The organism is Cardiobacterium valvarum (assembly GCF_900460955.1).
Classification (GTDB): domain Bacteria; phylum Pseudomonadota; class Gammaproteobacteria; order Cardiobacteriales; family Cardiobacteriaceae; genus Cardiobacterium; species Cardiobacterium valvarum.
On record NZ_UFUW01000001.1, the window covers coordinates 1,277,756 to 1,299,395 of the forward strand.

Annotated in this window: 20 protein-coding genes; 7 read left to right on the top strand and 13 right to left on the bottom strand. The window is 60.1% G+C overall.

Annotated features, from left to right (window positions below; translation table 11 throughout):
• Nucleotides 1-9: 9 nt before the first annotated feature.
• The 3 genes from DY250_RS06170 to DY250_RS14555 are packed head-to-tail and all read right to left on the bottom strand — an operon-like array spanning nucleotide 10 to nucleotide 5,976.
• Nucleotides 10-1,473 carry an efflux transporter outer membrane subunit gene (locus DY250_RS06170; protein ID WP_172542240.1) on the bottom strand — a complete coding sequence of 488 codons (1,464 nt, stop codon included), beginning with the start codon at nucleotides 1,471-1,473 and terminating at the stop codon, nucleotides 10-12.
• A 16-nt stretch (nucleotides 1,474-1,489) separates the two neighbouring features.
• Nucleotides 1,490-2,611, bottom strand: a complete 1,122-nt coding sequence (locus tag DY250_RS06175; protein WP_115611533.1) for an ABC transporter permease — start codon at nucleotides 2,609-2,611, stop codon at nucleotides 1,490-1,492.
• A gap of 2 nt (nucleotides 2,612-2,613) precedes the next feature.
• Nucleotides 2,614-5,976 carry an ATP-binding cassette domain-containing protein gene (locus DY250_RS14555; protein WP_115611534.1) on the bottom strand — a complete coding sequence of 1,121 codons (3,363 nt, stop codon included), beginning with the start codon at nucleotides 5,974-5,976 and terminating at the stop codon, nucleotides 2,614-2,616.
• Between the two features lie 286 nt (nucleotides 5,977-6,262).
• On the opposite strand from DY250_RS14555, the gene DY250_RS06185 reads away from it, so the two are divergent.
• On the top strand, nucleotides 6,263-7,375 hold the full coding sequence (locus DY250_RS06185) for an IS481 family transposase (protein ID WP_115611535.1): 1,113 nt from the start codon (nucleotides 6,263-6,265) through the stop codon (nucleotides 7,373-7,375).
• Nucleotides 7,376-8,032: 657 nt separating this feature from the next.
• Here DY250_RS06185 and DY250_RS06190 read toward each other — a convergent pair.
• The 7 genes from DY250_RS06190 to lipA all read right to left on the bottom strand — a co-directional run bounded on the left by DY250_RS06190 (nucleotide 8,033) and on the right by lipA (nucleotide 15,269).
• The gene (locus DY250_RS06190) at nucleotides 8,033-9,145 is read right to left on the bottom strand and encodes an IS481 family transposase (protein ID WP_115611535.1); all 1,113 of its coding nucleotides are present in this window, start codon (nucleotides 9,143-9,145) and stop codon (nucleotides 8,033-8,035) included.
• 231 nt (nucleotides 9,146-9,376) lie between these two features.
• Nucleotides 9,377-12,118 (bottom strand): bifunctional [glutamate--ammonia ligase]-adenylyl-L-tyrosine phosphorylase/[glutamate--ammonia-ligase] adenylyltransferase, encoded by a 2,742-nt coding sequence (glnE, locus tag DY250_RS06195; RefSeq protein WP_115611536.1) that lies wholly within the window; start codon nucleotides 12,116-12,118, stop codon nucleotides 9,377-9,379.
• A 66-nt stretch (nucleotides 12,119-12,184) separates the two neighbouring features.
• The gene (gene aat / locus DY250_RS06200) at nucleotides 12,185-12,838 is read right to left on the bottom strand and encodes a leucyl/phenylalanyl-tRNA--protein transferase (protein WP_115611537.1); all 654 of its coding nucleotides are present in this window, start codon (nucleotides 12,836-12,838) and stop codon (nucleotides 12,185-12,187) included.
• A gap of 2 nt (nucleotides 12,839-12,840) precedes the next feature.
• Complete coding sequence (locus DY250_RS06205; RefSeq protein WP_115611538.1) at nucleotides 12,841-13,200, bottom strand: YbaN family protein; 360 nt, start codon at nucleotides 13,198-13,200, stop codon at nucleotides 12,841-12,843.
• Nucleotides 13,201-13,380: 180 nt separating this feature from the next.
• Complete coding sequence (locus DY250_RS13990; RefSeq protein ID WP_172542242.1) at nucleotides 13,381-13,527, bottom strand: hypothetical protein; 147 nt, start codon at nucleotides 13,525-13,527, stop codon at nucleotides 13,381-13,383.
• 48 nt (nucleotides 13,528-13,575) lie between these two features.
• The gene (gene cmoA / locus DY250_RS06210) at nucleotides 13,576-14,289 is read right to left on the bottom strand and encodes a carboxy-S-adenosyl-L-methionine synthase CmoA (protein WP_115611539.1); all 714 of its coding nucleotides are present in this window, start codon (nucleotides 14,287-14,289) and stop codon (nucleotides 13,576-13,578) included.
• Entirely contained in the window at nucleotides 14,289-15,269 is a 981-nt protein-coding gene (lipA, locus tag DY250_RS06215) for a lipoyl synthase (RefSeq protein ID WP_115611540.1), read from the bottom strand. The genes cmoA and lipA overlap by 1 nt, the downstream gene beginning before the upstream one ends.
• 25 nt (nucleotides 15,270-15,294) lie before the next feature.
• Between lipA and DY250_RS06220 the strand changes: the two genes are divergently transcribed.
• Together DY250_RS06220 and azu are read left to right on the top strand one after the other, a co-directional pair.
• A complete protein-coding gene (locus tag DY250_RS06220; protein WP_147293469.1) occupies nucleotides 15,295-15,546 on the top strand; it encodes a hypothetical protein in 252 nt (83 codons plus the stop codon).
• A gap of 242 nt (nucleotides 15,547-15,788) precedes the next feature.
• Nucleotides 15,789-16,280, top strand: coding sequence for an azurin (azu, locus tag DY250_RS06225; protein ID WP_115611542.1), 492 nt, complete (start codon nucleotides 15,789-15,791; stop codon nucleotides 16,278-16,280).
• Between the two features lie 64 nt (nucleotides 16,281-16,344).
• On the opposite strand, the gene DY250_RS06230 is transcribed toward azu, so the two are convergent.
• The 3 genes from DY250_RS06230 to tsaE all read right to left on the bottom strand — a co-directional run bounded on the left by DY250_RS06230 (nucleotide 16,345) and on the right by tsaE (nucleotide 19,030).
• On the bottom strand, nucleotides 16,345-16,884 hold the full coding sequence (locus DY250_RS06230) for a shikimate kinase (protein ID WP_006985045.1): 540 nt from the start codon (nucleotides 16,882-16,884) through the stop codon (nucleotides 16,345-16,347).
• Between the two features lie 9 nt (nucleotides 16,885-16,893).
• Complete coding sequence (locus tag DY250_RS06235) at nucleotides 16,894-18,492, bottom strand: N-acetylmuramoyl-L-alanine amidase (protein WP_245951051.1); 1,599 nt, start codon at nucleotides 18,490-18,492, stop codon at nucleotides 16,894-16,896.
• A gap of 100 nt (nucleotides 18,493-18,592) precedes the next feature.
• Nucleotides 18,593-19,030, bottom strand: a complete 438-nt coding sequence (gene tsaE / locus DY250_RS06240; RefSeq protein ID WP_006985048.1) for a tRNA (adenosine(37)-N6)-threonylcarbamoyltransferase complex ATPase subunit type 1 TsaE — start codon at nucleotides 19,028-19,030, stop codon at nucleotides 18,593-18,595.
• 188 nt (nucleotides 19,031-19,218) lie between these two features.
• Between tsaE and DY250_RS06245 the strand changes: the two genes are divergently transcribed.
• The 4 genes from DY250_RS06245 to DY250_RS06260 all read left to right on the top strand — a co-directional run bounded on the left by DY250_RS06245 (nucleotide 19,219) and on the right by DY250_RS06260 (nucleotide 21,638).
• Nucleotides 19,219-19,575, top strand: coding sequence for a roadblock/LC7 domain-containing protein (locus DY250_RS06245; RefSeq protein WP_006985049.1), 357 nt, complete (start codon nucleotides 19,219-19,221; stop codon nucleotides 19,573-19,575).
• An 83-nt stretch (nucleotides 19,576-19,658) separates the two neighbouring features.
• Nucleotides 19,659-20,654, top strand: a complete 996-nt coding sequence (locus DY250_RS06250) for a hypothetical protein (protein WP_115611544.1) — start codon at nucleotides 19,659-19,661, stop codon at nucleotides 20,652-20,654.
• A 24-nt stretch (nucleotides 20,655-20,678) separates the two neighbouring features.
• Nucleotides 20,679-21,212 (top strand): GTP-binding protein, encoded by a 534-nt coding sequence (locus DY250_RS06255; protein WP_006985051.1) that lies wholly within the window; start codon nucleotides 20,679-20,681, stop codon nucleotides 21,210-21,212.
• A gap of 9 nt (nucleotides 21,213-21,221) precedes the next feature.
• Complete coding sequence (locus DY250_RS06260) at nucleotides 21,222-21,638, top strand: roadblock/LC7 domain-containing protein (RefSeq protein WP_115611545.1); 417 nt, start codon at nucleotides 21,222-21,224, stop codon at nucleotides 21,636-21,638.
• The last annotated feature ends 2 nt before the right edge of the window (nucleotides 21,639-21,640 follow it).

The following is a 21,640-nucleotide window of genomic DNA, read 5'->3' on the forward strand; positions in this document are numbered from 1 at the left end:
CGGGGGCGGTTATGGGTTGGGGGTGCTGTCTGCTGTCCAGCCGCCGCCGAGGGCTTTGTAGAGGGCGGTGAGCATTTGCGCGTGGGCGAGGCGGTTCTGGATGAGGGCTTCCTTGGTCTGCACGGCATTCAGGCGGGCGGTCAGCGCCTCGGCGAGGGTTTTGTTGCCGTAGCGGTAGAGTTTTTCGGCATCCGCCGCCTGTTGTTCGGCGTTTGCGAGTGCTTCGCTGAGGTGTCGTTCTTGTTCGGCGAGCGCGGCTTCGCCCTGGTAGGCGTTATCCACGTCGGCCAGCGCTTGTAGCAGGGTACGGTCGTATTGCAGCAACGCGGTTTTAAGGCGGGCGTCGGCGGCATCAATGTTGGCCTGGATTCTGCCGTGGGTGTAGAGCGGCACCTGGATGCCGGCGGTGAGCAGGCTCATCCAGCCTTTGAGGGCGTGGTCGCCGTCGATGTTGAGTACGCCCTGGCCGAGGAAGTCGAGTTTGATGCGCGGCAGGAGGTCGGCTTTGGCGCTGGCAAGTTTCGCGGCGTAGGCCTGGGTTTCGGTGGCACGGGCGCGCAGGTCGGGGCGGCGTTCGATGAGGCCTTGCGGGGTTTGGCCACGTGGGGCGGCAGGCGGGTGGGCGAGGGTGTCACGCGGGCTGTCCGGCAGGCGATAGTGTTGCGGGGTGTCGCCGCAGAGGATGGCAATGGCGCGCACAGCGGCATTTTTTTCGGCGTCGAGGGTGCTGCGTTTGGCTTTGGCGGCGCTGAGGCGGCTCTGGATTTCGTCTTTTTCGTAGGCGGTGGTGTGGCCGGCCTGGTAGCGCGCTTCGATGTAGCGCGCGAGTTGTTCGAGGGTGGCGATGGTGGTGTCGGCAGCGCGTTTGCGGGCTTCGGTGGCGCGGGCGCGGTGGTATTGGTCAGCGATTTCGGCGCTGATGAGCAGTTGTGCGGCGTGGGTTTGTTCGGCGGTCGCGAGGGCAGCGTGGCGGGCGGCATCGGCGTCGCTTTGTTTTTGCCCAAAGAGGTCGGGTTCCCAGCTGGCGCTGAGGCCGAGGCTGAGGATGTCAGCGTGTTTTTGCAGGCGGTTATCGCGGATGCTGCCCGCAAGCGGGTTTTGCGCGAGGAGGGCGCGGGTGTCGGCGCTGATGGGGTTTTGCAGGTTGGTGTCGAGGCGATACGCGTTTGCGCCGAGGCCGACGGTCGGGCCGAGGTCGGCGTCGGCGAGGCGGGCGATGGCACGCGCTTCTTGCAGGCGGCTGCGGGTGATGGCGATGTCGGGGTTGTGGGCGAGGGCGCGGGCGATGAGGCGGTCGAGGACGGGGTCTTGCCACTGCCGCCACCAGCGGCTGATGTCGTCGGGTTGGGCGGCTGCCGGGGCGCTTTCGTAGGCGGCGGGCAGGGGGACGCGGCTCGCGGTGGTGATGGTGGTGGTTTGGCAGGCGCTGAGGAGGGCGACGGTGAGGGTGAGGAGGAGGGGGCGGGGGGTCATGGTTATATTCCTTGGGTCAGTTCTGTTGTTCGAGCATTTTGCGGAAGCGCAGCAGGGCGTAGCCGAGGAAGAGCGCGCCGACGACGCCCATGGCGAGGAGTTGCGGCCAGAGGGTGTCGAGGCCTGCGCCGCGAAAGATGAGGCTCTGGCTGAAGAGGGTGTATTGGGTGTGCGGCCAGTATTCGCTGATGATGCGGGTGAAGTCCGGCATGTTGACGCGCGAGGTCACGGAACCGGAGAAGAGGTTCATGATGATGAAGACGGGCAGCATGAGCAGGCTGTATTGCTGCATGGTGGGGGTGAGGGTGGCGAGCATGATGGCAAGCGAGGCGACGCTGAAGAGGTACACGGCGCTGCCGGCGATGTAGAGCGGGATGCTGCCGTTAATGGGGATGCCGAGGGTGATGTGGACGATGAACCACAGGGAGGCGGTCGAGGTGGTGAGGATGAAGATGCCGTTGGCGAGGATTTTGGCGAGCATGATTTCCGGCGGGGTGACGGGCATGACGAGGAGGTGTTCGAGGGTGCCGTGTTCGCGTTCGCGGATGACGGCGGCACCGATGAGGAGGAGGAAGAGGAGCATGGTGGCAGTGCCGAGGGCGGCGACGGGCATTTGGTAGGCGTTTTCGCTGTTGGGGTTGTAGTGGGTGCGCAGGACGGGGCGGATGGGCAGGAGGCTGGCGTCGTCCGGGCGGCCGAGGAAGCGGTTCACTTCGCGGTTGTGGATTTGGCTGAGGTAGGCAGCGCCGACCCCGCCCTGGCTCATGCGGGTGGCGTCAATGGTGAGTTGTGCCTGCGGGCTGCGGTTTTGCAGGATGTCGCGCTCGTAGTTGGGCGGGATGTTGATGATGAAGGTGTAGTCGCCTTTGTCCATATGGCTGTCGGCGCTGTCGCGCGCGATTTCCACGGGAGGCTGGAAGTAGGGCGGCAGGATGGCGTCGCGGATGCGGTAGGAAAGGGTGCTGTGGTCTTCGTCGATGACGGCGACGGCGGCGTGTTTGAGGTCGGTGTTGCTTTGGCTCATGGCAATGACAACGCCGGTGTACATGTAGAGGGTAAGGATGATAAGGATGGGGTCACCAAGCAGGCTGCGCAGTTCTTTGCCGGCGAGGGTGAGGATGTTTTTCAGGGTGTTCATGGTCATTTTTCCTGCTTTTTCAGGTTGAGGCAGGCGGCGGTGAGGAAGACGGCGTAGTAGAGCGCAAGCAGCAGGATTTCCCGGTGCAGTTCGTGGACGCCGAGGCCTTTGCTGAAGGTGCCGGTGGTGGTCACGGCGTACCAGGTGGAGGGGATGATTTTGCCGAAGATATGTGCGCCGCCTTCAAGCGCCGAGACGGGGACGAGGAAGCCGGAGAAGTTCAGCGCCGGCATGATGGTGGCGATGGCGGTGAGGAAGATGGCGGCGACTTGCGAGCGGGTAAAGGTGGAAAAGAGTAGGCCGATGGCGGTCGAGGTGCAGCTCATCAGCAGGGTGGCGAGGGTGAGGGCGGCGAGCGAGCCTCTCATCGGCAGGCCGAACCAGTAGCGCATCATCAGGTAGAGGATGGCGAAACTCAGCATGGCGGTGGCGATGTAGGGGAGTTGTTTGCCGACGAGGTATTGCAGGCGGCTGGCGGGCGAGGTGTAGTAGTTGGCGATGCTGCCGATTTCGCGTTCGCGGACGACGCCGACGGCGGCCATCATCGCCGGAAAGAGGGTGAGGGCGAGCATGAGGACGCCGGGGGCGATGGCGTTCACGCTTTTGAAGTCCTGGTTGTAGGCGTAGCGGGGTTCGAGCGAGGCAGCGGGCGGCGGCAGGGTGATGCCGCGTGCGCGTGCCTGTTCGCGGGTGTAAGTGGCGAGGATAGCGGGGATGTAGGCGTTGATGTTGGCGGCGTTAAAGGATTCGGCGCCGTCGATGTGATAGTGGATTTCGGGGTGCCTGTCGCGCAGCAGGTCGCGGCCAAAGTCGGGCGGGATGTCGATGGTGAGTTTGGCTTCGCGGCTGGCGAGGCGGTCGAGCAGTTGGCTTTCGTCGGTAAGTGGCGGCAGTTCGTTGAAGTAACGCGAACCGGCGAGTGGCTCGATGATGGCGCGGCTTTCGGCGCTGTGGTCGTGGTCGAGGACGGCGTAGGTGAGGTTTTTGATGTCGAAGGAGACGCCCCAGGTAAGCGCGGTCATGAGGATGACCGGGCCGAAGAGGGCGAAGAAGGTGCGGACGTGGTCGCGCAGCAATTCTGTACCTTCGCGGCGGGCAAAGGTCCAGGTGGTGGCGAACCAGTAGCGCAGGGTGGAGGTGGTGGCGGTAGCGGGGGTGCTTGCGTCAAGCGGGGTGATTACCGGGTTTTCTGTGCCGGTGCCGCTTGTTGTGGCGTCTGCGGGATTTGTCTGGTGGGCTGAAGCCCACCCTACGGCTGCGGTGGACGGGGTGCCAAGCGGGGTGGTTACCGGGTTTGCTGTTTCCCCCCTTCCGGCCTCCGGCCACCTTCCCCCGCAAGCGGGGGAAGGGATGGTTCCTGTGTCGGCGGCTGGTGCGGTGGTATTGAGCGGCGTATTTACCGGGTTTTCTGTATCGGTGCCGCTTGTTGTGGCGTCTGCGGGATTTGTCTGGTGGGCTGAAGCCCACCCTACGGCTGCGGTGGACGGGGTGTCAAGCGGGGTAGTTGCCGGATTTTCTGTGCCGGTGCCGCTTACTGTGGCGTCTGCGGGATTTGTTTGGTGGGCTGAAGCCCACTCTACGGATTCGGTGGATGGGGCGTCAAGCGGGGCTGTTGCCGGATTTTCTGTGCCGGTGCTGCTTGCTGTGGCGTCTGCGGGATTTGTCTGGTGGGCTGAAGCCCACCCTACGGCTGCGGTGGACGGGGTGCCAAGCGGGGTAGTTGCCGGATTTTCTGTGCCGGTGCCGCTTGCTGTGGCGTCTGCGGGATTTGTCTGGTGGGCTGAAGCCCACCCTACGGATTCGGTGGATGGGGTGCCAAGCGACGTATTTGCTGGGTTCTGCCGTTTTTCATCCGCTATCAGGTAAGCGATGAAGGCTTCTTCGAGGTTGGTCGCGCCGCTTTGTGCGGTGAGGGTGGCGGGGCTGCCCACGGCCAGCACGCGGCCCTGGTGCATGAAGGAGATGCGGTCGCATCTTGCCGCTTCGTTCATGAAGTGGGTGGAGACGAAGATGGTGATTTTGTCTTCACGCGACATGCGCAGCAGGTGTCGCCAGAACATGTCGCGCGCGGCGGGGTCCACGCCGGAGGTCGGTTCGTCGAGGATAAGTACTTCGGGGCGGTGCAGGCAGGCAGCGGCGAGTTGCAGGCGCTGGCGGATGCCGAGCGGCAGCGCAGCGGGTTTTTGTTCGGCGACGGTGGCGAGGTCGTATTGGGTGAGTGCTTCGCTGATGGCGGCTTTGCTGCCCGCGCCCAAGCGGTAGAGGCGGGCGTGCAGTTCGAGGTTTTGTCTGACGGTGAGTTCTTCGTAGAGGCTGAAGGCTTGCGACATGTAACCGACGCGCATCCGGGTGGCGACACTGCCCGCGTCCACCGGCGCGCCAAGCAGGCTGGCGCTGCCACTGCTGGCCTGCAAGAGGCCGGTGAGCATTTTCATGGTGGTGGTCTTGCCGCAGCCGTTGCTGCCAAGGAAGCCGAAGATTTCGCCTTTTTCGATGGTGAAGCTGACGTGATCCACGGCGGTGAAGTTGCCGAAGGTTTTGGTGAGGCTGTGTGCTTCGATGGCGGGCGGGGCGTGGGGGTCGGGAACGAAAGGGGTAGGGTCGAGGCCGCCGGTGCCTTGTTGTTTTTCCGGCGGCAGCAGTTTGATGTAGGTTTCTTCGAGGGTGGCGCAGCCGTAGTCGCGCATGGTGGCGGCGGTCGGCGCGTTGATGAGCAGTTTGCCCGCGTCCATCGCCAGCAGTTGCCGGAATTGTTCGGCTTCTTCGATGTAGGCGGTAGCGACGAGGGTGGTCATGCCCGTGGTTTCTTGTTGCAGGTCGTGCACCAGCGCCCAGAACTGGCGGCGCGACAGGGGGTCAACGCCGGTGGTCGGTTCGTCGAGGATGAGCAGGTCGGGCGAGTGGACGAGGGCGCAGCAGAGGCTGACTTTTTGTTTCATCCCGCCGGAGAGTTTGCCGGCAGCGCGGTCGGGGAAGGGGGCGAGGCCGGTTGCATCCAGGAGGCGCTGGATGCGCGCGCGGCGTTCGCGGCGGTCAAGGCCGAAGAGGCGGGCGTGGAAGTCGATGTTTTCGTAAACGCTGAGGGTGGGGTAGAGGTTGCGCCCCAGTCCTTGCGGCATGTAGGCGATGCGGTGCGAGAGGGCAAGGCGGTCGCGCGCGCGGGTCATGTCGCCGTCGAGGACACGCACTTGCCCGCTCTGGATGCGGCGCACGCCGGCGATGATGCCGAGCAGGGTACTTTTGCCGACGCCGTCCGGGCCGATGAGGCCGGTGGTCGCCCCGCGCGGCAGGGTGAGGCTGATGTTGTCCAGCGCGGTGGTTTTGCCGTAGCGGTGGGTGAGGTGGTCAATGGTGATGGCGGTCATGGTCAGGTCGTTTGGACAGTTGTCCAAGAGTATAGTGCGCCATTGGACGGTTGTCCAATGGCACTTGGACGGTTATTTGCTGTGATGGGGATGCTTCATGCGGATGGTGGACTGAAGCCTGCCAAGCGGGGTAATTGCTGGCTCCGCCAAGCGGGATGAATGCTGGGCTCTCGGCGCGCAGTTTGTCTAACCCTCTCCCTAACCCCTTGTATGGACCGGAGACATGGGTAATACATGTGCGAAGAGATGGGTAACACTTACCCCGTCCCAACCGACGGAGGACCCCATGCCTTGGAGAACCCAAACCGTGAAAGAACAACGCATAGAACTCGTTACCCTCGCCCGCAAGCCCGGCGCCAACATCAGCGAGCTTGCCCGCCGCTTCGGCGTCAGCCGTAAAACCATCTACAAATGGCTCAACCGCGACGATATGGACGACCGATCCCGCCGTCCGAAGAACAGCCCCAAGCGCACTCCGCAGGCCCAGGAAGCCCGTATCCTCGCCACGCGCGATGACCATCCCGCCTGGGGCGCGCGCAAAATTGCCCACGTCCTCTCGCGCGACAGCGGCATCGTCCTTGCGTCCAGCACGGTCAACAGCATCCTGCGCCGCAATGGCCGCATCAGCCCTGAGGCCAGCTGTGCCGCGACTCCGTGGCAGCGTTTCGAGCATCCGTTTCCTAACGACCTGTGGCAGATGGATTTCAAAGGCTACTTCAGCACAAGCCACGAGGGGCGCTGCCACCCGCTGACCATCCTTGACGACCATTCACGCTACAACCTCTGCCTTGACGCGCAGGGCAACGAACGCCACGAGAGCGTGCAGGTGGCGCTCTTACGGGTGTTCGGGCGCTATGGCCTGCCGAAGTGCATCAACACTGATAACGGCTCGCCCTGGGGCAACGGTGGGCAAGACCCGCTAACCAAGCTTGGCGTGTGGCTCATCCGCCTGGGTATTCACGTTAGCCATAGCCGTCCTCACCATCCGCAGACGAACGGCAAGGACGAGCGTTTCCACCGCACACTCAAGGCAGAACTGATTGATCGCTATGACTTTATTGATTTACTTGATGTGCAAAGACGTTTTGATTCCTGGCGGCACATCTACAACCACGAACGTCCGCATCAAGCGCTGGGCATGGCGACTCCGTCGGAGTGCTACCAGCCCAGCACACGTAGCCTGCCGACGCAATTGCCGCCGGTGGAGTATCCGGGAGATGACTTTGTGCGCAAGGTGCAACAGGGCGGCTGGGTGAGTTTTCAGGGTAAGGCCCTACGCACCAGCAAGGCATTGGCAGGCCAGCCGGTAGCCCTGCGTCCGGTCGTTGGAGAGGATGGTGTTTTTGCCCTGTATTTTTGTCATCAATTTGTGGAGGAGTTTGATTTGAGAAACGCCTGATAGACTATCCCCGGACTGTTACCTATGTCCTCGCACGTTGTTACCTATGTATCCGGTCTATACACCCCTCTCCCACGGGACGAGGAGCTTGTTGGTGCAGCTTTCTGGTTTCTGGGCTCGCGGCAAGCCGCCGAGCGGGATAAAGCCTGGGTTTTGTCGCTGCGCAGTTTGCCTAACCCTCTCCCACAGGGCGAGGGGCTTGCTGGTGCAGCTTTCTGGTTTCTGGGCTCGTGGCAGGCCGCCGAGCGGGATAAAGCTTGGGTTTTGTCGCTGCGCAGTTTGTTTAACCCTCTCCCCAACCCCTCTCCCACGGGGCGAGGGGCTTGTTGGTGCAGCTTTCTGGTTTCTGGGCTCGTAACAGGCCGCCAAGCGGGATAGATGCTGGGCTCGTGGTAGACCACCAAACGGGATAAAGCCAGGGTTTTGTTGCTGCGCAGTTTGTCTAACCCTCTCCCCAACCCCTCTCACACGGGGTGAGGGGCTTGTTAGTGCAGTTTTCTGGTTTCTGGGCTCGTGGCAGGCCGCCGAGCGGGATAAAGCTTGGGTTTTGTCGCTGCGCAGTTTGTCTAATCCTCTCCCCAACCCCTCTCCCATGTATAGACCAGATACATAGGTAACAACGTGCGAGGACATAGGTAACAGTCCGGGGATAGTCTATCAGGCGTTTCTCAAATCAAACTCCTCCACAAATTGATGACAAAAATACAGGGCAAAAACACCATCCTCTCCAACGACCGGACGCAGGGCTACCGGCTGGCCTGCCAATGCCTTGCTGGTGCGTAGGGCCTTACCCTGAAAACTCACCCAGCCGCCCTGTTGCACCTTGCGCACAAAGTCATCTCCCGGATACTCCACCGGCGGCAATTGCGTCGGCAGGCTACGTGTGCTGGGCTGGTAGCACTCCGACGGAGTCGCCATGCCCAGCGCTTGATGCGGACGTTCGTGGTTGTAGATGTGCCGCCAGGAATCAAAACGTCTTTGCACATCAAGTAAATCAATAAAGTCATAGCGATCAATCAGTTCTGCCTTGAGTGTGCGGTGGAAACGCTCGTCCTTGCCGTTCGTCTGCGGATGGTGAGGACGGCTATGGCTAACGTGAATACCCAGGCGGATGAGCCACACGCCAAGCTTGGTTAGCGGGTCTTGCCCACCGTTGCCCCAGGGCGAGCCGTTATCAGTGTTGATGCACTTCGGCAGGCCATAGCGCCCGAACACCCGTAAGAGCGCCACCTGCACGCTCTCGTGGCGTTCGTTGCCCTGCGCGTCAAGGCAGAGGTTGTAGCGTGAATGGTCGTCAAGGATGGTCAGCGGGTGGCAGCGCCCCTCGTGGCTTGTGCTGAAGTAGCCTTTGAAATCCATCTGCCACAGGTCGTTAGGAAACGGATGCTCGAAACGCTGCCACGGAGTCGCGGCACAGCTGGCCTCAGGGCTGATGCGGCCATTGCGGCGCAGGATGCTGTTGACCGTGCTGGACGCAAGGACGATGCCGCTGTCGCGCGAGAGGACGTGGGCAATTTTGCGCGCGCCCCAGGCGGGATGGTCATCGCGCGTGGCGAGGATACGGGCTTCCTGGGCCTGCGGAGTGCGCTTGGGGCTGTTCTTCGGACGGCGGGATCGGTCGTCCATATCGTCGCGGTTGAGCCATTTGTAGATGGTTTTACGGCTGACGCCGAAGCGGCGGGCAAGCTCGCTGATGTTGGCGCCGGGCTTGCGGGCGAGGGTAACGAGTTCTATGCGTTGTTCTTTCACGGTTTGGGTTCTCCAAGGCATGGGGTCCTCCGTCGGTTGGGACGGGGTAAGTGTTACCCATCTCTTCGCACATGTATTACCCATGTCTCCGGTCCATACATCCCACGGGGCGAGGGGCTTATTGGTGCAGCTTTCTGGTTTCTGGGCTCGTAGCAGGCCGTCGAGCGGGATAGATGCCGGGCTCGTGGCAGGCCGTCGAGCGGGATGAATACTGGGTTTGCGGGCAGTCGCCAAGCAGCGTAATGCCCGTTTTCAGTTGAGGGCGAAGATGTCGCGCCAGATGGCGCAGATGTTGTCGCGCAGTGCTTGCCAGGGGGCGGCGGGGACACGTTTGTCGCGGTCGTTCAGTTGGCGGTGGTGGGCTTCCGCGCGCAGTTTGCGGTAGGCGTCGCGCAGGGTCATGGCCTGCGATGAGGTGAGGATGCCGGTGGCTTCCAGTGCGGCGAGCTGGCGGATGTTGTCGCTCATGCGGCTGAGGATGGGTTCTGCCGCGCCGTGGGCGAGCAGTAGGTATTGGACGATGAATTCGATGTCGATGAGGCCGCCCGCGCTTTGTTTGAGGTGGAAGGTGTCCGACGGCAGTGGCGCGGCGTTGTCGTGCATTTTTTGCCGCATGGCGAGGATGTCTTCGCGCAGGGTCGCTTTGGCCGGGCGGGTGAGCAGTTCGTGGCGCAGGCGGGTGTAGCGCTCGCCGAGGGCAGGGCTTCCTGCTACGGCGCGGCTGCGGGTGAGTGCCTGGTGTTCCCAGGTCCAGGCGTTTTCGCGCTGGTAGCGGGCGAATCCCTGGATGCTGACGGCGGGCAGGCCACTTGCCCCGCCGGGGCGCAGGCGGGTGTCGATGGTGTAGATGGTGCCGTTGCTGCTGGCGGCGCCGAGCAGGTTGCTGGTGCGTTGGGCGAGGCGGGTGTAGTAGCGCTGGTTGTCGATGGGTTTTTCGCCGTCGGTCATGCCGTCTGTGTCGCCGTCGTCGTAGAGGTAGATGATGTCGAGGTCTGAGCCGTAGCCGAGTTCGAGGCCGCCCAGTTTGCCGTAGCCGATGATGGCGATTTCGGCCGGGCTGCCGTCGGCTTTGCGCGGGATGCCGTGTTTTTCGCGCAGGGTGTGCTCAGCGTGTTCGAGTGCGGCTTGCAGGGTGGTTTCGGCGATGTGGCTGAGTTGGTCGCTCACTTGCATCAGCGGCAGGTGGCCGTGGATGTCCGCCCAGGCGGTTTTGAAGGTCTGGACGTGTTTGTAGTCGCGCAGGGCGTGTTGCCAGGTTTCTTCGTCGTCGATGTTTTGCAGGCGCGCGGCGAGGTCTTGTTGCAGGGCGGTGCGGCCCGGCGGCAGGCGGCGTTCGTTGTTGAGGTCGTCGAGGACGAGCGGGTGCGCGGCGATGTAGTGGATGAGCCAGGCGGCGTTGGCGGCGATGTTGAGCAGGTGGTTGGTGAGTGCGGGTTGTTCGGTGAGCAGGGTGATGTAGTTGTTGCGGCCGCTGACGGCGGTGATGAGGTCGAGGATGCCGGCGAGGCCGTCAAGTTGGGCGTTTTGTACGGCCTGGCTGAGGACGGCAGGGATGAGGCGGTGCAGGCGGCTGTTGGTCTGTTGTGGCAGGCGGTGCCAGTTGTTGGAGCGGGTGTAGGCGGCGAGGGTGGCGGCGGTTTGGGTGCGGCTGTTGTCGTCGCTGATGTTGTCGTTAAGCCAGCGCGCGAGGTGGGGATCGTCCGGGTCGGTCCAGTCCACGGCGGCGAGGCCGTCGGCGATGGGGTCGGGTGCGGGGGTGTCTTCGTCGGCGATGGTTGCGGTGTAGTGTTGGTGGATGGTGTCGCGCGCCTGCTGGATACGTGTTTGCAGGGCGGGGATGTTCTCGGCGTGGCAGGCGGTGGCGAGGCGCTGCCAGGCGTTGTCGTCATCGTTGTCCGGTAGGCTGTGGGTTTGTTGGTCGTCGCGGTATTGCAGGGCGTTTTCGACGCTGCGCAGGGTGAGGTAGGCGTCTTGCAGGGCCTGTGTGTCAGCGGTGGACATGAGGCCGCGCGCGCGGATGTGGTCAAGGGCGGTGAGGAGTGACGGGGTTTGTAGTGCCGGGTATTGGCCGCCGTAGATCATCTGGATGGCCTGCACGGTGAATTCGGCTTCGCGGATGCCGCCCGCGCCGAGTTTGATGTGGCGTTCCATGCCTTCTTCGCGGATTTGCCGGTTGATGCTTTGTTTCATGTCGGCCAGGGCGTTCAGGGCGGCGTAGTCGAGGTAGCGGCGGTAGGTGAAGGGGCGCAGGGTGGCGAGCAGTTCGCGGCCGCCGTCGATGTCGCCGGCGACGGGGCGGGCTTTCATCAGGGCGTAGCGTTCCCAGTCGCGGCCGTGGATGAGGTAGTACTGTTCCATCGCGGTGTAGGTCAGGGCGAGCGGGCCGGTCTGACCGAAGGGGCGCAGGCGCATGTCCACGCGGTAAACGTTGCCGTCTTCGGTGACGGCGTCGAGGGTGTGGATGAGGCGCTGCGCGAGTTTGCGGTACCAGGTTTCGTGTTCTTCGGGTTTGCGCCCGCCGCTGGTTGTGCCGTTTGCGCGGTAGGCGTAGATGAGGTCGATGTCGGAGGAGAAGTTGAGTTCGCCTCCGCCGAGTTTGCCCATGCCGAGGATGAGCATGGGCATGGGGTTGCCGTCGCTATCCAGCGGGGTGCCGTAACGGGCGCAGTGGGCGGCGAATTGCCAGTCATGCGCGGCGGCAATCAGGGTTTCGGCGAGCGCGCTGGTGCGGGCGAGGAAGGTGGGTTCGTCGATGTGGCCATTCACGATGGCGTGGATGTGGCGGATTTGTCGGCGGTGTTTGTATTGGCGCAGTTGCCGCATCAGCGTCGCTTCGTCTTCCGGCGGCGGGTTTTCGGCGGCGTAAGTGGCGCGGTAGTCTTCGTCGGGGCTGGCAGCGGGGTCAAGGTCGGCCAGCCAGTCGGGGTGGCGTTCGAGTTGGGCAGCGGCGTAGGGGCTGGCTTGGTAGAGGCGGGTGAGGTCGGGGCGGGTCATGGGCGGCGAGTGGGTTAGAAAAGAGGGGATAGTGTAGTGCGCCCCCGCCCGTTGGGGTGTTTTTGTTTAGGGCTCCTGCCACTGCCAGCGACCACGGTGGGCGTCGGGGTTGTCGGTGAGGCGGGCGAGGTAGTCGCGGCGCGGGATATGGATGCCGCCCATGCTGATGAGGTGCGGGGTGAGGAATTGGGTATCGAGGGTGTCAATGCCGAGGCGGACGAGGTATTGGCAGAGGCGGACGAGGACGATTTTTGACGCCGATGGACGCAGGCTGAACATGGATTCGCCGCAGAAGATGCGTTCCAGGCTGACGCCGTACATGCCGCCGATGAGGGAATCGCCGTGCCAGAGTTCGCAGCTGTGCGCGCGGCCCTGACGGTAGAGTTCGGTGTAGCAGCGGCGGATGTCGGCGGTGATCCAGCTGTCGCCGTGGACGTTGGCGCAGTAGTCGATGACGCGGCCAAAGGCAGTATCGAGGGTAAGGTGGTACGGCATGGTGCGCAGCTGTTTGCGCAGGCTGCGGCTCACGTGCACGCCATCGGTCGGGATGATGCCGCGCGGGTCGGGACTCCACCACAGGACGGGGTCGCCGCTGTCATACCAGGGAAAGACGCCTTCGCTGTGCGCGGCAAAGACGAGTCCGGCGTCAATGCTGTCGCTGTGGGCGAGCAGGCCGTGGTGGTCGGCGCGCTCAGGGTTGGGGAAGCGGTGTTCTGTCATGGCTATGCCTCCGGCAGGCGGCGCACCCACAGCATCAGGGCCAGGATGATGAGGGCGAACGCCAGTTTCAGGTGGTCGTTGTTATCGAGCAGGTAGATGCCGCCGCTGAGTGAGGCGGCGAGCATGAGGATAGCAAGGGTTTTAGCGCGGTAAGGCACGACGCGGCGAGTACGCCAGGCGGCAATCGGCGGGCCGAGGTGAGGATGGGTGGTGAGCCAGTGGTGAAAACGCGGGCTGCCTTTTGCCCAGCACCATGCGGCGAGGATGAGGAAGGGGACGGTCGGCAGGAAGGGGAGCGGGATGCCGATGAGTCCGAGTATGAAGGCGAGACAGCCCGCAAGTGTCCAAAGGTGGCGTTGCATGGTGCAGTTGGCTGGTGGCTTGGCTGCATTTTACGCGCCATATCGGTGATTTTGAAAATTTATTTTGGTTTTTCAAAAGGTTGTGGTTTTCTGATAGGTGATGGGGAAAAGACCCCCACCACTGGTGATTTTTTGGGTTTTATCGTGCGCATATGTGCGCCGCTGTTGATATGCCTTGATTTAGTTGCCGAACAGCCAATTGATGATGCCGCCGAGGATGTCGTCCCAGATGAAGCGGAAAATGGCGCGGAAAAGGCGCCAGATGCCTTTGAGGACGGCGAGGGTGGCGGCGATGAGGAAGGCGAGGATTTGGCGGATGGTTTTCATGGGGTCTCCCTGCGCGTAGGTAGGTGGCAAGGATACGCCTCATCCCGCTTATGCCATAGCCACCCAGGCGCAGAAGGGCAGGGTGCGGAAGCACGGCGTGATGTCGCTGAAGCCGGCGCGGTGCAGGCGCTCTTCTACCGTGGCGTAGCGGTCGGTCTGCATGACGTGTTCCAGCGATTCGCGTTTTTGCGCGATGGCCAGTTGCGAGTAGCCCTGTGAGGCTTTGAAGGCTTCGTGCCAGAGTCGCAGGCGGTCGTCGTCCGGGCGGGTTTTTTCCGCAAGCAGCAGCGCGCCGCCGGGGTGCAGGGCGCGATGGATGCGGGCAAGCAGGGCGTCGCGTGCTTGCGGCGGGATGAATTGCAGGGTGAAGGTCATGAGGACGAGGTCAGCGGGGGCGAGTTCGAGCGTGGTGATGTCCGCCTGTTCGACGCGGATGTTGGCGATGCCGGCACCGGCAATGTAGGCGGTGAGGCGGTCGGTCATCGCTGCTGAATTATCCACGGCGATGATGGCGGTATCTGCCGTCATCTGCTGTTGCAGGGCAATGCTGGCACCGCCGAGGGCACAGCCGAGGTCGTACACCCGCCCGCCCGGCGGCACGATACCCGCGCCGATGACGGCAAAGAGTTGCAGCAGCGTCGCATAACCCGGCACGGAGCGGTGGATCATGTCGGGGAAGACGGCGGCGGTGCGTTCGTCGAAGCGGAAATCAACGACCGCCTGCGGGCGATCGTAGAGGTTGTCGCGGTTGTAGCCGCTCATCAGAGGACGGCCTTCGCCGACATGTCGGCATGGAAGGAGGATCGCACCATTGGCCCGGAGGCGACGTGGGTAAAGCCCATTTTCAGGCCTTCGTCGGTGAAGATCTGGAATTCTTCCGGCGTGTAGTAGCGCTTGACCGGCAGGTGGTGCACCGAGGGTTGCAGGTACTGGCCAACGGTCAGCATTTGCACGTCGTGACGGCGCAGGTCTTCCATCACCGCGAGGATTTCCTCCACTTCTTCGCCGAGTCCGACCATCAGCCCCGATTTGGTGATGACGGGTTTGTTGCTCACTTTTTTGTATGCGCGCAAAAGTTCCAGCGAGTGCTCGTAGTTCGCGCCGGGGCGCACTTCTTCGTACAGCCGTTTAACGGTTTCTAGGTTGTGATTGAAGATGTCGGGCGGGGTGTGACGCAGGATTTCGAGGGCTTTTTCCATGCGGCCGCGAAAGTCGGGGGTGAGGATTTCCACGGTCATGCGCGGCGCCTGGCGGCGGATTTCACGCACGCAGGCGGCGAAGTGCGCCGCACCACCGTCAAGCAGATCATCGCGGTCCACCGAGGTGATGACGACGTGGTGCAAGCCGAGGTTGCGCACGGTTTCGGCGAGGTGGATGGGTTCCATCGCATCCAGCGGGTTGGGGCGGCCATGGCCAACATCGCAGAACGGGCAGCGGCGCGTGCAGATGTCGCCCATGATCATGAACGAGGCCGTGCTGTGGCGGAAGCATTCGCCAATGTTCGGGCAGGAGGCTTCTTCGCAGACGCTGTGCAGTTTCTGCTCGCGCATCAGCGCCTTCATCCGCTGTACTTCTTCGCCGCCGGGGAACTGGGCGCGTATCCAGCGTGGTTTGCGCAGACGTTCTTCGCCGACGTGGCCGGTATTTTCCGCAATCTGGCGGATTTTTTCCGCGCCTTTTTTCTTGACGCCCATGGATTTGGGCTTGAAGACGACTGGTTCTGCCTGTTCGTTGTCGCTCATGATGGTTATCCTTGGAAACTGGTTTATGTCGCTTATTTTAACGCAGCCTGTGTATCGCCGTGGGGGATGGCTTGATGTCACGCAAGCGGAACCGGTAAAAATTACAATAAAAGTGATCAGCCCACACATTACGCCGCCGTTGATGAAAACAGTGATGCGGTTCCAGCACCTACACCATAAATGTCGGCTGTGGCGGCACGGGGCCGGTGGGGAAGGCATGGGCATCCTGTCCAATAACGAAATGGATGATTTTTCCGCCTGTGTCGTGCATGCATGAGTTGAATATGCGCTGAGCGGTGACACCGCCCTCTTGCCGGAGGCGTCATACAGCGACCCGCGTATTCAGGATGCAGCCACGCTCGGTTATTAAACGGAAACGCGGTTGTGATAGTGTGTGAACAACGTTGTGCAAAAGCGTGACATTCACGCAATACAAGCGCGAACGAATTGCATTTTGCCGGGTACCCTCCTACTATGCGCCGCGAATTTTCCTTCCCTTCAACTCAAGAGGTATACACCATGAAAAAACTGATGATCCCCGCTATTGTCGCCTTGATGAGCGTCGGTGCTCTCGCTGAAGATGCTGCCAAACCTGCCGAAGGTGCTGCTGCTCCAGCCGGTGGTGATTGCAAAGTCGTGCTGAAGGCTGACGATGCGATGAAATTCGACCTGAAAGAATTCAAGATCAACAAAGCCACCTGCCCGGAATTTACCGTAGAGCTTGACCACGTTGGCAAGCTGCCTGCTGCTGCAATGGGCCACAACGTCGTTATCACCAAAACCGCCGATGTGGATGCCGCTGCACAAGCAGGCATTAAAGCTGGCCCGACCAAAAACTACGTGGATGAAGAAGGCGGCAAAGTGATCGCTCACACCAAACTCATTGGTGGTGGCGAAAAAGCCGATGTCACCTTCAAAACCGAGGTGTTTGAAGCTAAAGGCGACTATGACTTCTTCTGCTCTTTCCCGGGGCACTACGCCGTCATGCGTGGTAAAGTCATCGTCGAATAAATCGGTCTGATGTAAAAAAGCGCCCTGCGGGGCGCTTTTTTGTTTGGGTGAGAAGGCGGCGAATTCAGCGTTCGTGGCGCAGACGGCTTTCCACTTCGTGCAGCAGCTGCTTGAAGGAATTGGTGAAGTGATTATTGTCGGTATCGATACGGATATCAGCCAGGCCTTCGTAGAGGCCGAGGCGTTCGTCGCGCAGTTGCTCGAGTTTAGCTTGCAGATTGTCCGTATTTTGCACCAGCGGGCGGTTGCGGTCGCGACCGATGCGCAGGATTTGCCGGTGCACGGAGACATCAATGAAGACCACCAAAAATTGTCCAGCGATCAGGCGGCGGTTGCCGGCATTAATGACGATGCCGCCGCCGCAGGCAACGACGCGTTCACGCGGGTCGGCAAGTTCGGCGGCAAGGGTGGCGTGTTCGCGTTTGCGAAAGCCCGCTTCGCCTTCTTGCGCGAAAATGGTCGGAATGTCCACACCGGTGCGCGCGCACAAGGCATGGTCGGTATCAACAAAATCCCAGCGCAGGCGCGCAGCAAGTCGTTTGCCCAGTGAGGTTTTCCCCGCACCCATCGGGCCGATGAGGACGATTTTGCGGCCTATCGTCATGTAATTTCCTTATTTCCCGAGCAGCATATGCTGCGGCAGGTGTTCTTTGTAGTAACTGACCACGCCGTTTGCGATGCCTTGTGCCAGTTGTTCCTGATAGGCAGGTGAAGCGAGTTTGCGCGCTTCGTCGGGGTTGGAGATAAAAGCGGTTTCGACCAGCATCGAAGGGATGTCCGGCGAGCGCAGTACGACGAAGTTGGCACGCTGCACTTGCCCTTTATGGACTTTACCGATGCGGCCCAGTTCATTCAGGGTTTTTTGCGCAAGGATGTAGCTGGATTCGATGGTCGCTTCTTGCTGCATACCGAGCAGAGCCTGCTGGATATCATCATCGTATTTGCTGACATCCACACCCCAGCGCAGGTCTACCGAGTTTTCAGTGCGTTCGAGGTACTTCCCGATGGCGGTAGTTGCCCCCTTGGTGGAGAGGATGTATACAGACGAACCGCTGGGTGTGCTGTTTTCCACGGCATCGGCGTGGATGGAGATAAAGAGATCGGCACCACGGCGGCGAGCGCTGCTGGGGCGCTCGGGTAGCGGGATGTAGGTATCGTCGCTGCGGGTAAGGAAGGCGCTGAAGCCTTTTTTACTGTTTATGTGTTGTTTCAGGCGGTATGCGATTTGCAGAACGACGTCTTTTTCGCGCAGGCCGCTGCCGGGGTTGACTGCGCCGGTGTCTTTGCCGCCGTGGCCAGGGTCAATGGCGACGACAATGGTTTTCTTTGAGATAGACGCGGGCGCAATGATGTTGCTCTGTTTTTCGACTTTCCCGGTCGCCGAGATTTTACGCTCAACGGTAACGGTGGCGGGGCGGCTTTCTGGCGGACGCGGCGGGGCTTGGGTGACGGTTTTGCTGCCAGCTACACGGTCTTGTGGGAAGGTGGGCAGCGGAGCGTTTTGCAGGAAGGATGGTGGTGCGCTGTTAGGTGGCGGTGCATCGATAGCGACGGGTACACCCGTGCTACGCGGCGGTGCGTTGATGGTGACGGGAACGCCTGTGCTACGTGGTGGCGCATCGATAGCAACAGGGACACCGCTGCTGCGCGGTGGTGGGGGAGGCTGAATGGCAACTTGTCCGCCGCCGGGAGAGGGGGGGGCATTGCCGATAGACATATTGTTGTTAATACTGATGCCGTTGTCGTGCATATTCTCCAGCGCTGCGCCGGCAAAGACGACGTAGGGCGGCTGCGCTTCACTTTCGAGCGATTCCAGGGTCAGCGCTGGGGCGGCGAGGTTGTCGTAGATGTCAATCACGATGCGGTTGCCGCGATTTCCTTCCGGCGGCATCGTGTAAATATTGGCCTTGGCGGTGTAGCGCAGATCGATAACGACGCGCAGGGTGGTCTCGTTGCTGAAGCCGGTGCGGATGCTGTTTACCGCACCGGCGCCGATAGTAATACCCGCCCGCCCGCTGCGGCTGGCATCAGGAATGTCAAGAACGATGCGCGGCGGTCCGGCGAGGCTGAATTGTTGAAAGATCGTTGGGCGGTCAAGATCAAGAACGAGCTGGATTTTGTCCGGCAGGCGGTTATAGCGTACGTCTTGTAAAACAACCGCCCAAGCGGACGATGGATAACAAAAAAAACTGCATCCCAGCAGAATAAGCAACAATTTGCGCCATAATCGGATGAACAAGAGTCCTTTTCGCAACACGGGGTTTTCCGTTGAATGTGGTCAAGGCGCTATTATGCCCCATCTGTTTCTGAAATCAGTAGTGGCTTTTGCCGCAGGAAACATCCGTGACCGACAATGTGCGGCAGCCACCTTGGTAGGAGAACTGACAGATTACGTCAGCCTTAGGCAGCAGATCACCGCCGTTTTGTGCCCATTCGATAAATATATAGGTGGCTCGTGTTTCCCAGTCGCGTACATCAAGGTACAAGAGCTCATCCACTGTCGCCAAGCGGTATAAATCTGCATGAATAATAGTATGTTGACCTATATAATATTCGTGCATAAGGGCGTAAGTCGGACTCTGTACGGCACCCGGATAACCCGCCTGTCGCAACCAGCTGCGAACAAAAGCCGTCTTCCCCGCCCCCAGCGTACCTTCCAGATAATAGACTTTGTTATTAGCATGTTGCCTGATTTCTGCAACAGCCGCATCCAGCAATTCTAGTGTGGCGATGTCAAAATCTTGTTGCATTGGCGTTCAAGAGGTTCAAAACTAGGGCAGCATTACAGCAATATTGCCCTATCAGGTAAAGGGATGGGGGCATTTAGGCATACAGTCTATTGTTATCAAATGTTTTTTGGGAATAGGTATGATTGAAGCATAGTGGCAGGTGCCTTAGGCGTTATGCAAAATAGTTATATCACTTGGAGTAAATCACAATGGCTAAAATTGATCTCAGCAGCCTGCAAGATATTGACGGTTTCAAAGCTGCAGCACTGGTAGATTCTGACAGCGGTCTCGCACTTGCTACCGAAGGTTCAGGTATTGATCTTGAGCTGGCAGCCGCCGGTAACACCGAAGTTCTCAATGCCAAACGTCGTGTATCCAAATCCTTGGGTTTGAACGACGGTATTGAAGACATCCTTATCACCCTTAGCAAAAGCTACCACCTGATCCGTCCGCTGGAACGCAACGAAAAATTGTTCCTCTATCTCGTTTTGGATCGTGCCCGTTCCAATTTGGCTATGGCTCGTCACGAGTTGCGCAGCTTCGAAAAAGAACTCGATTTTTCCTGATCGGGGGGATATCATCACGCGCTCCCTACCACCAAATAGGGAGCGTTATTTTTATGTAACTCAGTGACATGGAAACTCTCGTCATGCCGGATAACCATAATATCTGCCTGCTCGGGTTCTCTCCTGAATCGGAAACCCGTATCAAGAAACTTATCAACAGCGCGCCGCAAGGCTCATCCATTGTGTGGGTCGCTGCCAACCACAAGGGGCTGAACGGCGTGGTTATTAACGCCAGTTTCCTGCCCACTCCCCAGATTCAGAAATATATCTCGCTGGTGCGTTGCCCCATTGTTTGCGCCTATAACAACGATGACGGTGCCGCTCAGGCTAAACAGTACCATTTCCCCGCCCTGGATTTGCGTGATACCGACAATGGCAACGCCGTTTCGTGGCTGGATCAACTCTTTGGTGGCCACGGCTCACCTGCAGCGACGGCTACGACTGCAGCGTCGGCACCGACCCACCACAGCACCACGGATGCTGTGCCAAGCAGCAATACACGCGAACTACTCAATCATATCCGCCGCCGCGATCACATGGTTATCCGCGCCACGCACGAGCGCAATATTACCTGGATCAAGCCGCGTGAAGGGTTGGTGTACATCAACTACCCGCGCGAAGCCGTACCCGGTTTTGATTCTTGGACTTGGGTCGCGACTGACAATGACGATATTCCCGACAATGCACGCAAACTGCAATTCGACTTGTGGCTCTTTGAAAGCCTATGGCAATCGAATATGGACGGTCGCCAGGACATTGACGATCAGGCCTATTACCGCCTGATCCGTTTCCCGCAACCGCTTGGTAGACATGGACGTACCGAAGCACTACGTCTTGCCACCTGCGCGCAGACCCATCCGGTCAACATCGAGACCCTCTTCGAAAAAACCTCCTATTCCTATGACCGCATCCGTCGCTTCCTCTTTGCCACCCTGATGGCGGGACAAGTGCAGAGACTCGAACAGGGCAGCTTCGTTGCCGAAGAACAAGTCAAACGTGCATATAGCTCGCAAGAAAAAGAAAAAGTGGAACAAAAGCGCAGTCTGCTGCAACGTCTGCGTGAAAAGCTCGGCCTCTAACATTTATCGGATAACCAACACATCATGCAAGAATTCAAAATCATCTTCGCAGGCAGTATGGGTGCCGGCAAAACTACAGCAATCAAGGCGCTCTCAGACAAAGAAGTTGTCTCAACCGATGTCGTCAACAGCGATAAAAAAGCGCATAACAAACTGCTGACCACTGTTGGCATTGACTACGGGCAAATCATCCTGCCACCGGACACCAAAGTCGGCCTCTATGGCACACCCGGGCAAGAACGTTTCGAACTGGTTTGGCGTGTCGTTACCGAAGGGGCACTTGGCGCCATCGTCCTGGTGGATAGCTCCATGCCGAAAGCAGTGAAAGAACTGCCGTATTACGTGGACTATTTCCATAAACACAAAATGAACAGCATCGTCGTTGGCATCACCCATTGCGACGTCGAACACAACTATCTGACCCTTGCCGAAAGCTTCAAAATCCTCGAAGCGCGCGATTTCAAATTCCCGATATTCGAAGTGGATGCCCGGAAACGGGATGATGTATTATTGCTGGTCGAAACCCTGATAGCTTCCATCGAAGCAGAGATCAACTAAGGAACGCCCATGGCAACATTAGAAGACTACCGCGAAAGTACCTTTGTCAGTTACTGCACCCGCGCACTGGAAACCTTTGCCGTAGACACGCCGGGCGTCAAAAATGTCTTGCTTGCCACGCCTGACGGCTTCGAGATTGCCGCCCACACTGATGACAACAAACATAGTGCCGACAACCTTGCCGCCGTAGGTAGCTCGCTCTTTGCCCTCGGCTCCTCGCTTATCTCCGAATTTGACCTCGGCAACAGCAAATCCATCACCATTGACAGCGAAAAAGGCAAAGTCTATATCAGCGCCGTCAGCGTTGACGACAAAGCACTCATCATCCTCATCCAGTCCACCCAAAGCGCTATGCTGGCACACATCCTGCACGGTGCAAACAAACTGGCCGATCAGATTGCCAAACGCCTGATGCTCCTCTCCTGACC

Bases quoted from the DNA above. Each gene is read 5' to 3' on its own strand.
- DY250_RS06170 (WP_172542240.1), bottom strand. From the start codon at position 1,473: ATGACCCCCCGCCCCCTCCTCCTCACCCTCACCGTCGCCCTCCTCAGC.
- DY250_RS06175 (WP_115611533.1), bottom strand. From the start codon at position 2,611: ATGAACACCCTGAAAAACATCCTCACCCTCGCCGGCAAAGAACTGCGC.
- DY250_RS14555 (WP_115611534.1), bottom strand. From the start codon at position 5,976: ATGACCGCCATCACCATTGACCACCTCACCCACCGCTACGGCAAAACC.
- DY250_RS06185 (WP_115611535.1), top strand. From the start codon at position 6,263: ATGCCTTGGAGAACCCAAACCGTGAAAGAACAACGCATAGAACTCGTT.
- DY250_RS06190 (WP_115611535.1), bottom strand. From the start codon at position 9,145: ATGCCTTGGAGAACCCAAACCGTGAAAGAACAACGCATAGAACTCGTT.
- glnE (WP_115611536.1), bottom strand. From the start codon at position 12,118: ATGACCCGCCCCGACCTCACCCGCCTCTACCAAGCCAGCCCCTACGCC.
- aat (WP_115611537.1), bottom strand. From the start codon at position 12,838: ATGACAGAACACCGCTTCCCCAACCCTGAGCGCGCCGACCACCACGGC.
- DY250_RS06205 (WP_115611538.1), bottom strand. From the start codon at position 13,200: ATGCAACGCCACCTTTGGACACTTGCGGGCTGTCTCGCCTTCATACTC.
- DY250_RS13990 (WP_172542242.1), bottom strand. From the start codon at position 13,527: ATGAAAACCATCCGCCAAATCCTCGCCTTCCTCATCGCCGCCACCCTC.
- cmoA (WP_115611539.1), bottom strand. From the start codon at position 14,289: ATGAGCGGCTACAACCGCGACAACCTCTACGATCGCCCGCAGGCGGTC.
- lipA (WP_115611540.1), bottom strand. From the start codon at position 15,269: ATGAGCGACAACGAACAGGCAGAACCAGTCGTCTTCAAGCCCAAATCC.
- DY250_RS06220 (WP_147293469.1), top strand. From the start codon at position 15,295: ATGTCGCTTATTTTAACGCAGCCTGTGTATCGCCGTGGGGGATGGCTT.
- azu (WP_115611542.1), top strand. From the start codon at position 15,789: ATGAAAAAACTGATGATCCCCGCTATTGTCGCCTTGATGAGCGTCGGT.
- DY250_RS06230 (WP_006985045.1), bottom strand. From the start codon at position 16,884: ATGACGATAGGCCGCAAAATCGTCCTCATCGGCCCGATGGGTGCGGGG.
- tsaE (WP_006985048.1), bottom strand. From the start codon at position 19,030: ATGCAACAAGATTTTGACATCGCCACACTAGAATTGCTGGATGCGGCT.
- DY250_RS06245 (WP_006985049.1), top strand. From the start codon at position 19,219: ATGGCTAAAATTGATCTCAGCAGCCTGCAAGATATTGACGGTTTCAAA.
- DY250_RS06250 (WP_115611544.1), top strand. From the start codon at position 19,659: ATGCCGGATAACCATAATATCTGCCTGCTCGGGTTCTCTCCTGAATCG.
- DY250_RS06255 (WP_006985051.1), top strand. From the start codon at position 20,679: ATGCAAGAATTCAAAATCATCTTCGCAGGCAGTATGGGTGCCGGCAAA.
- DY250_RS06260 (WP_115611545.1), top strand. From the start codon at position 21,222: ATGGCAACATTAGAAGACTACCGCGAAAGTACCTTTGTCAGTTACTGC.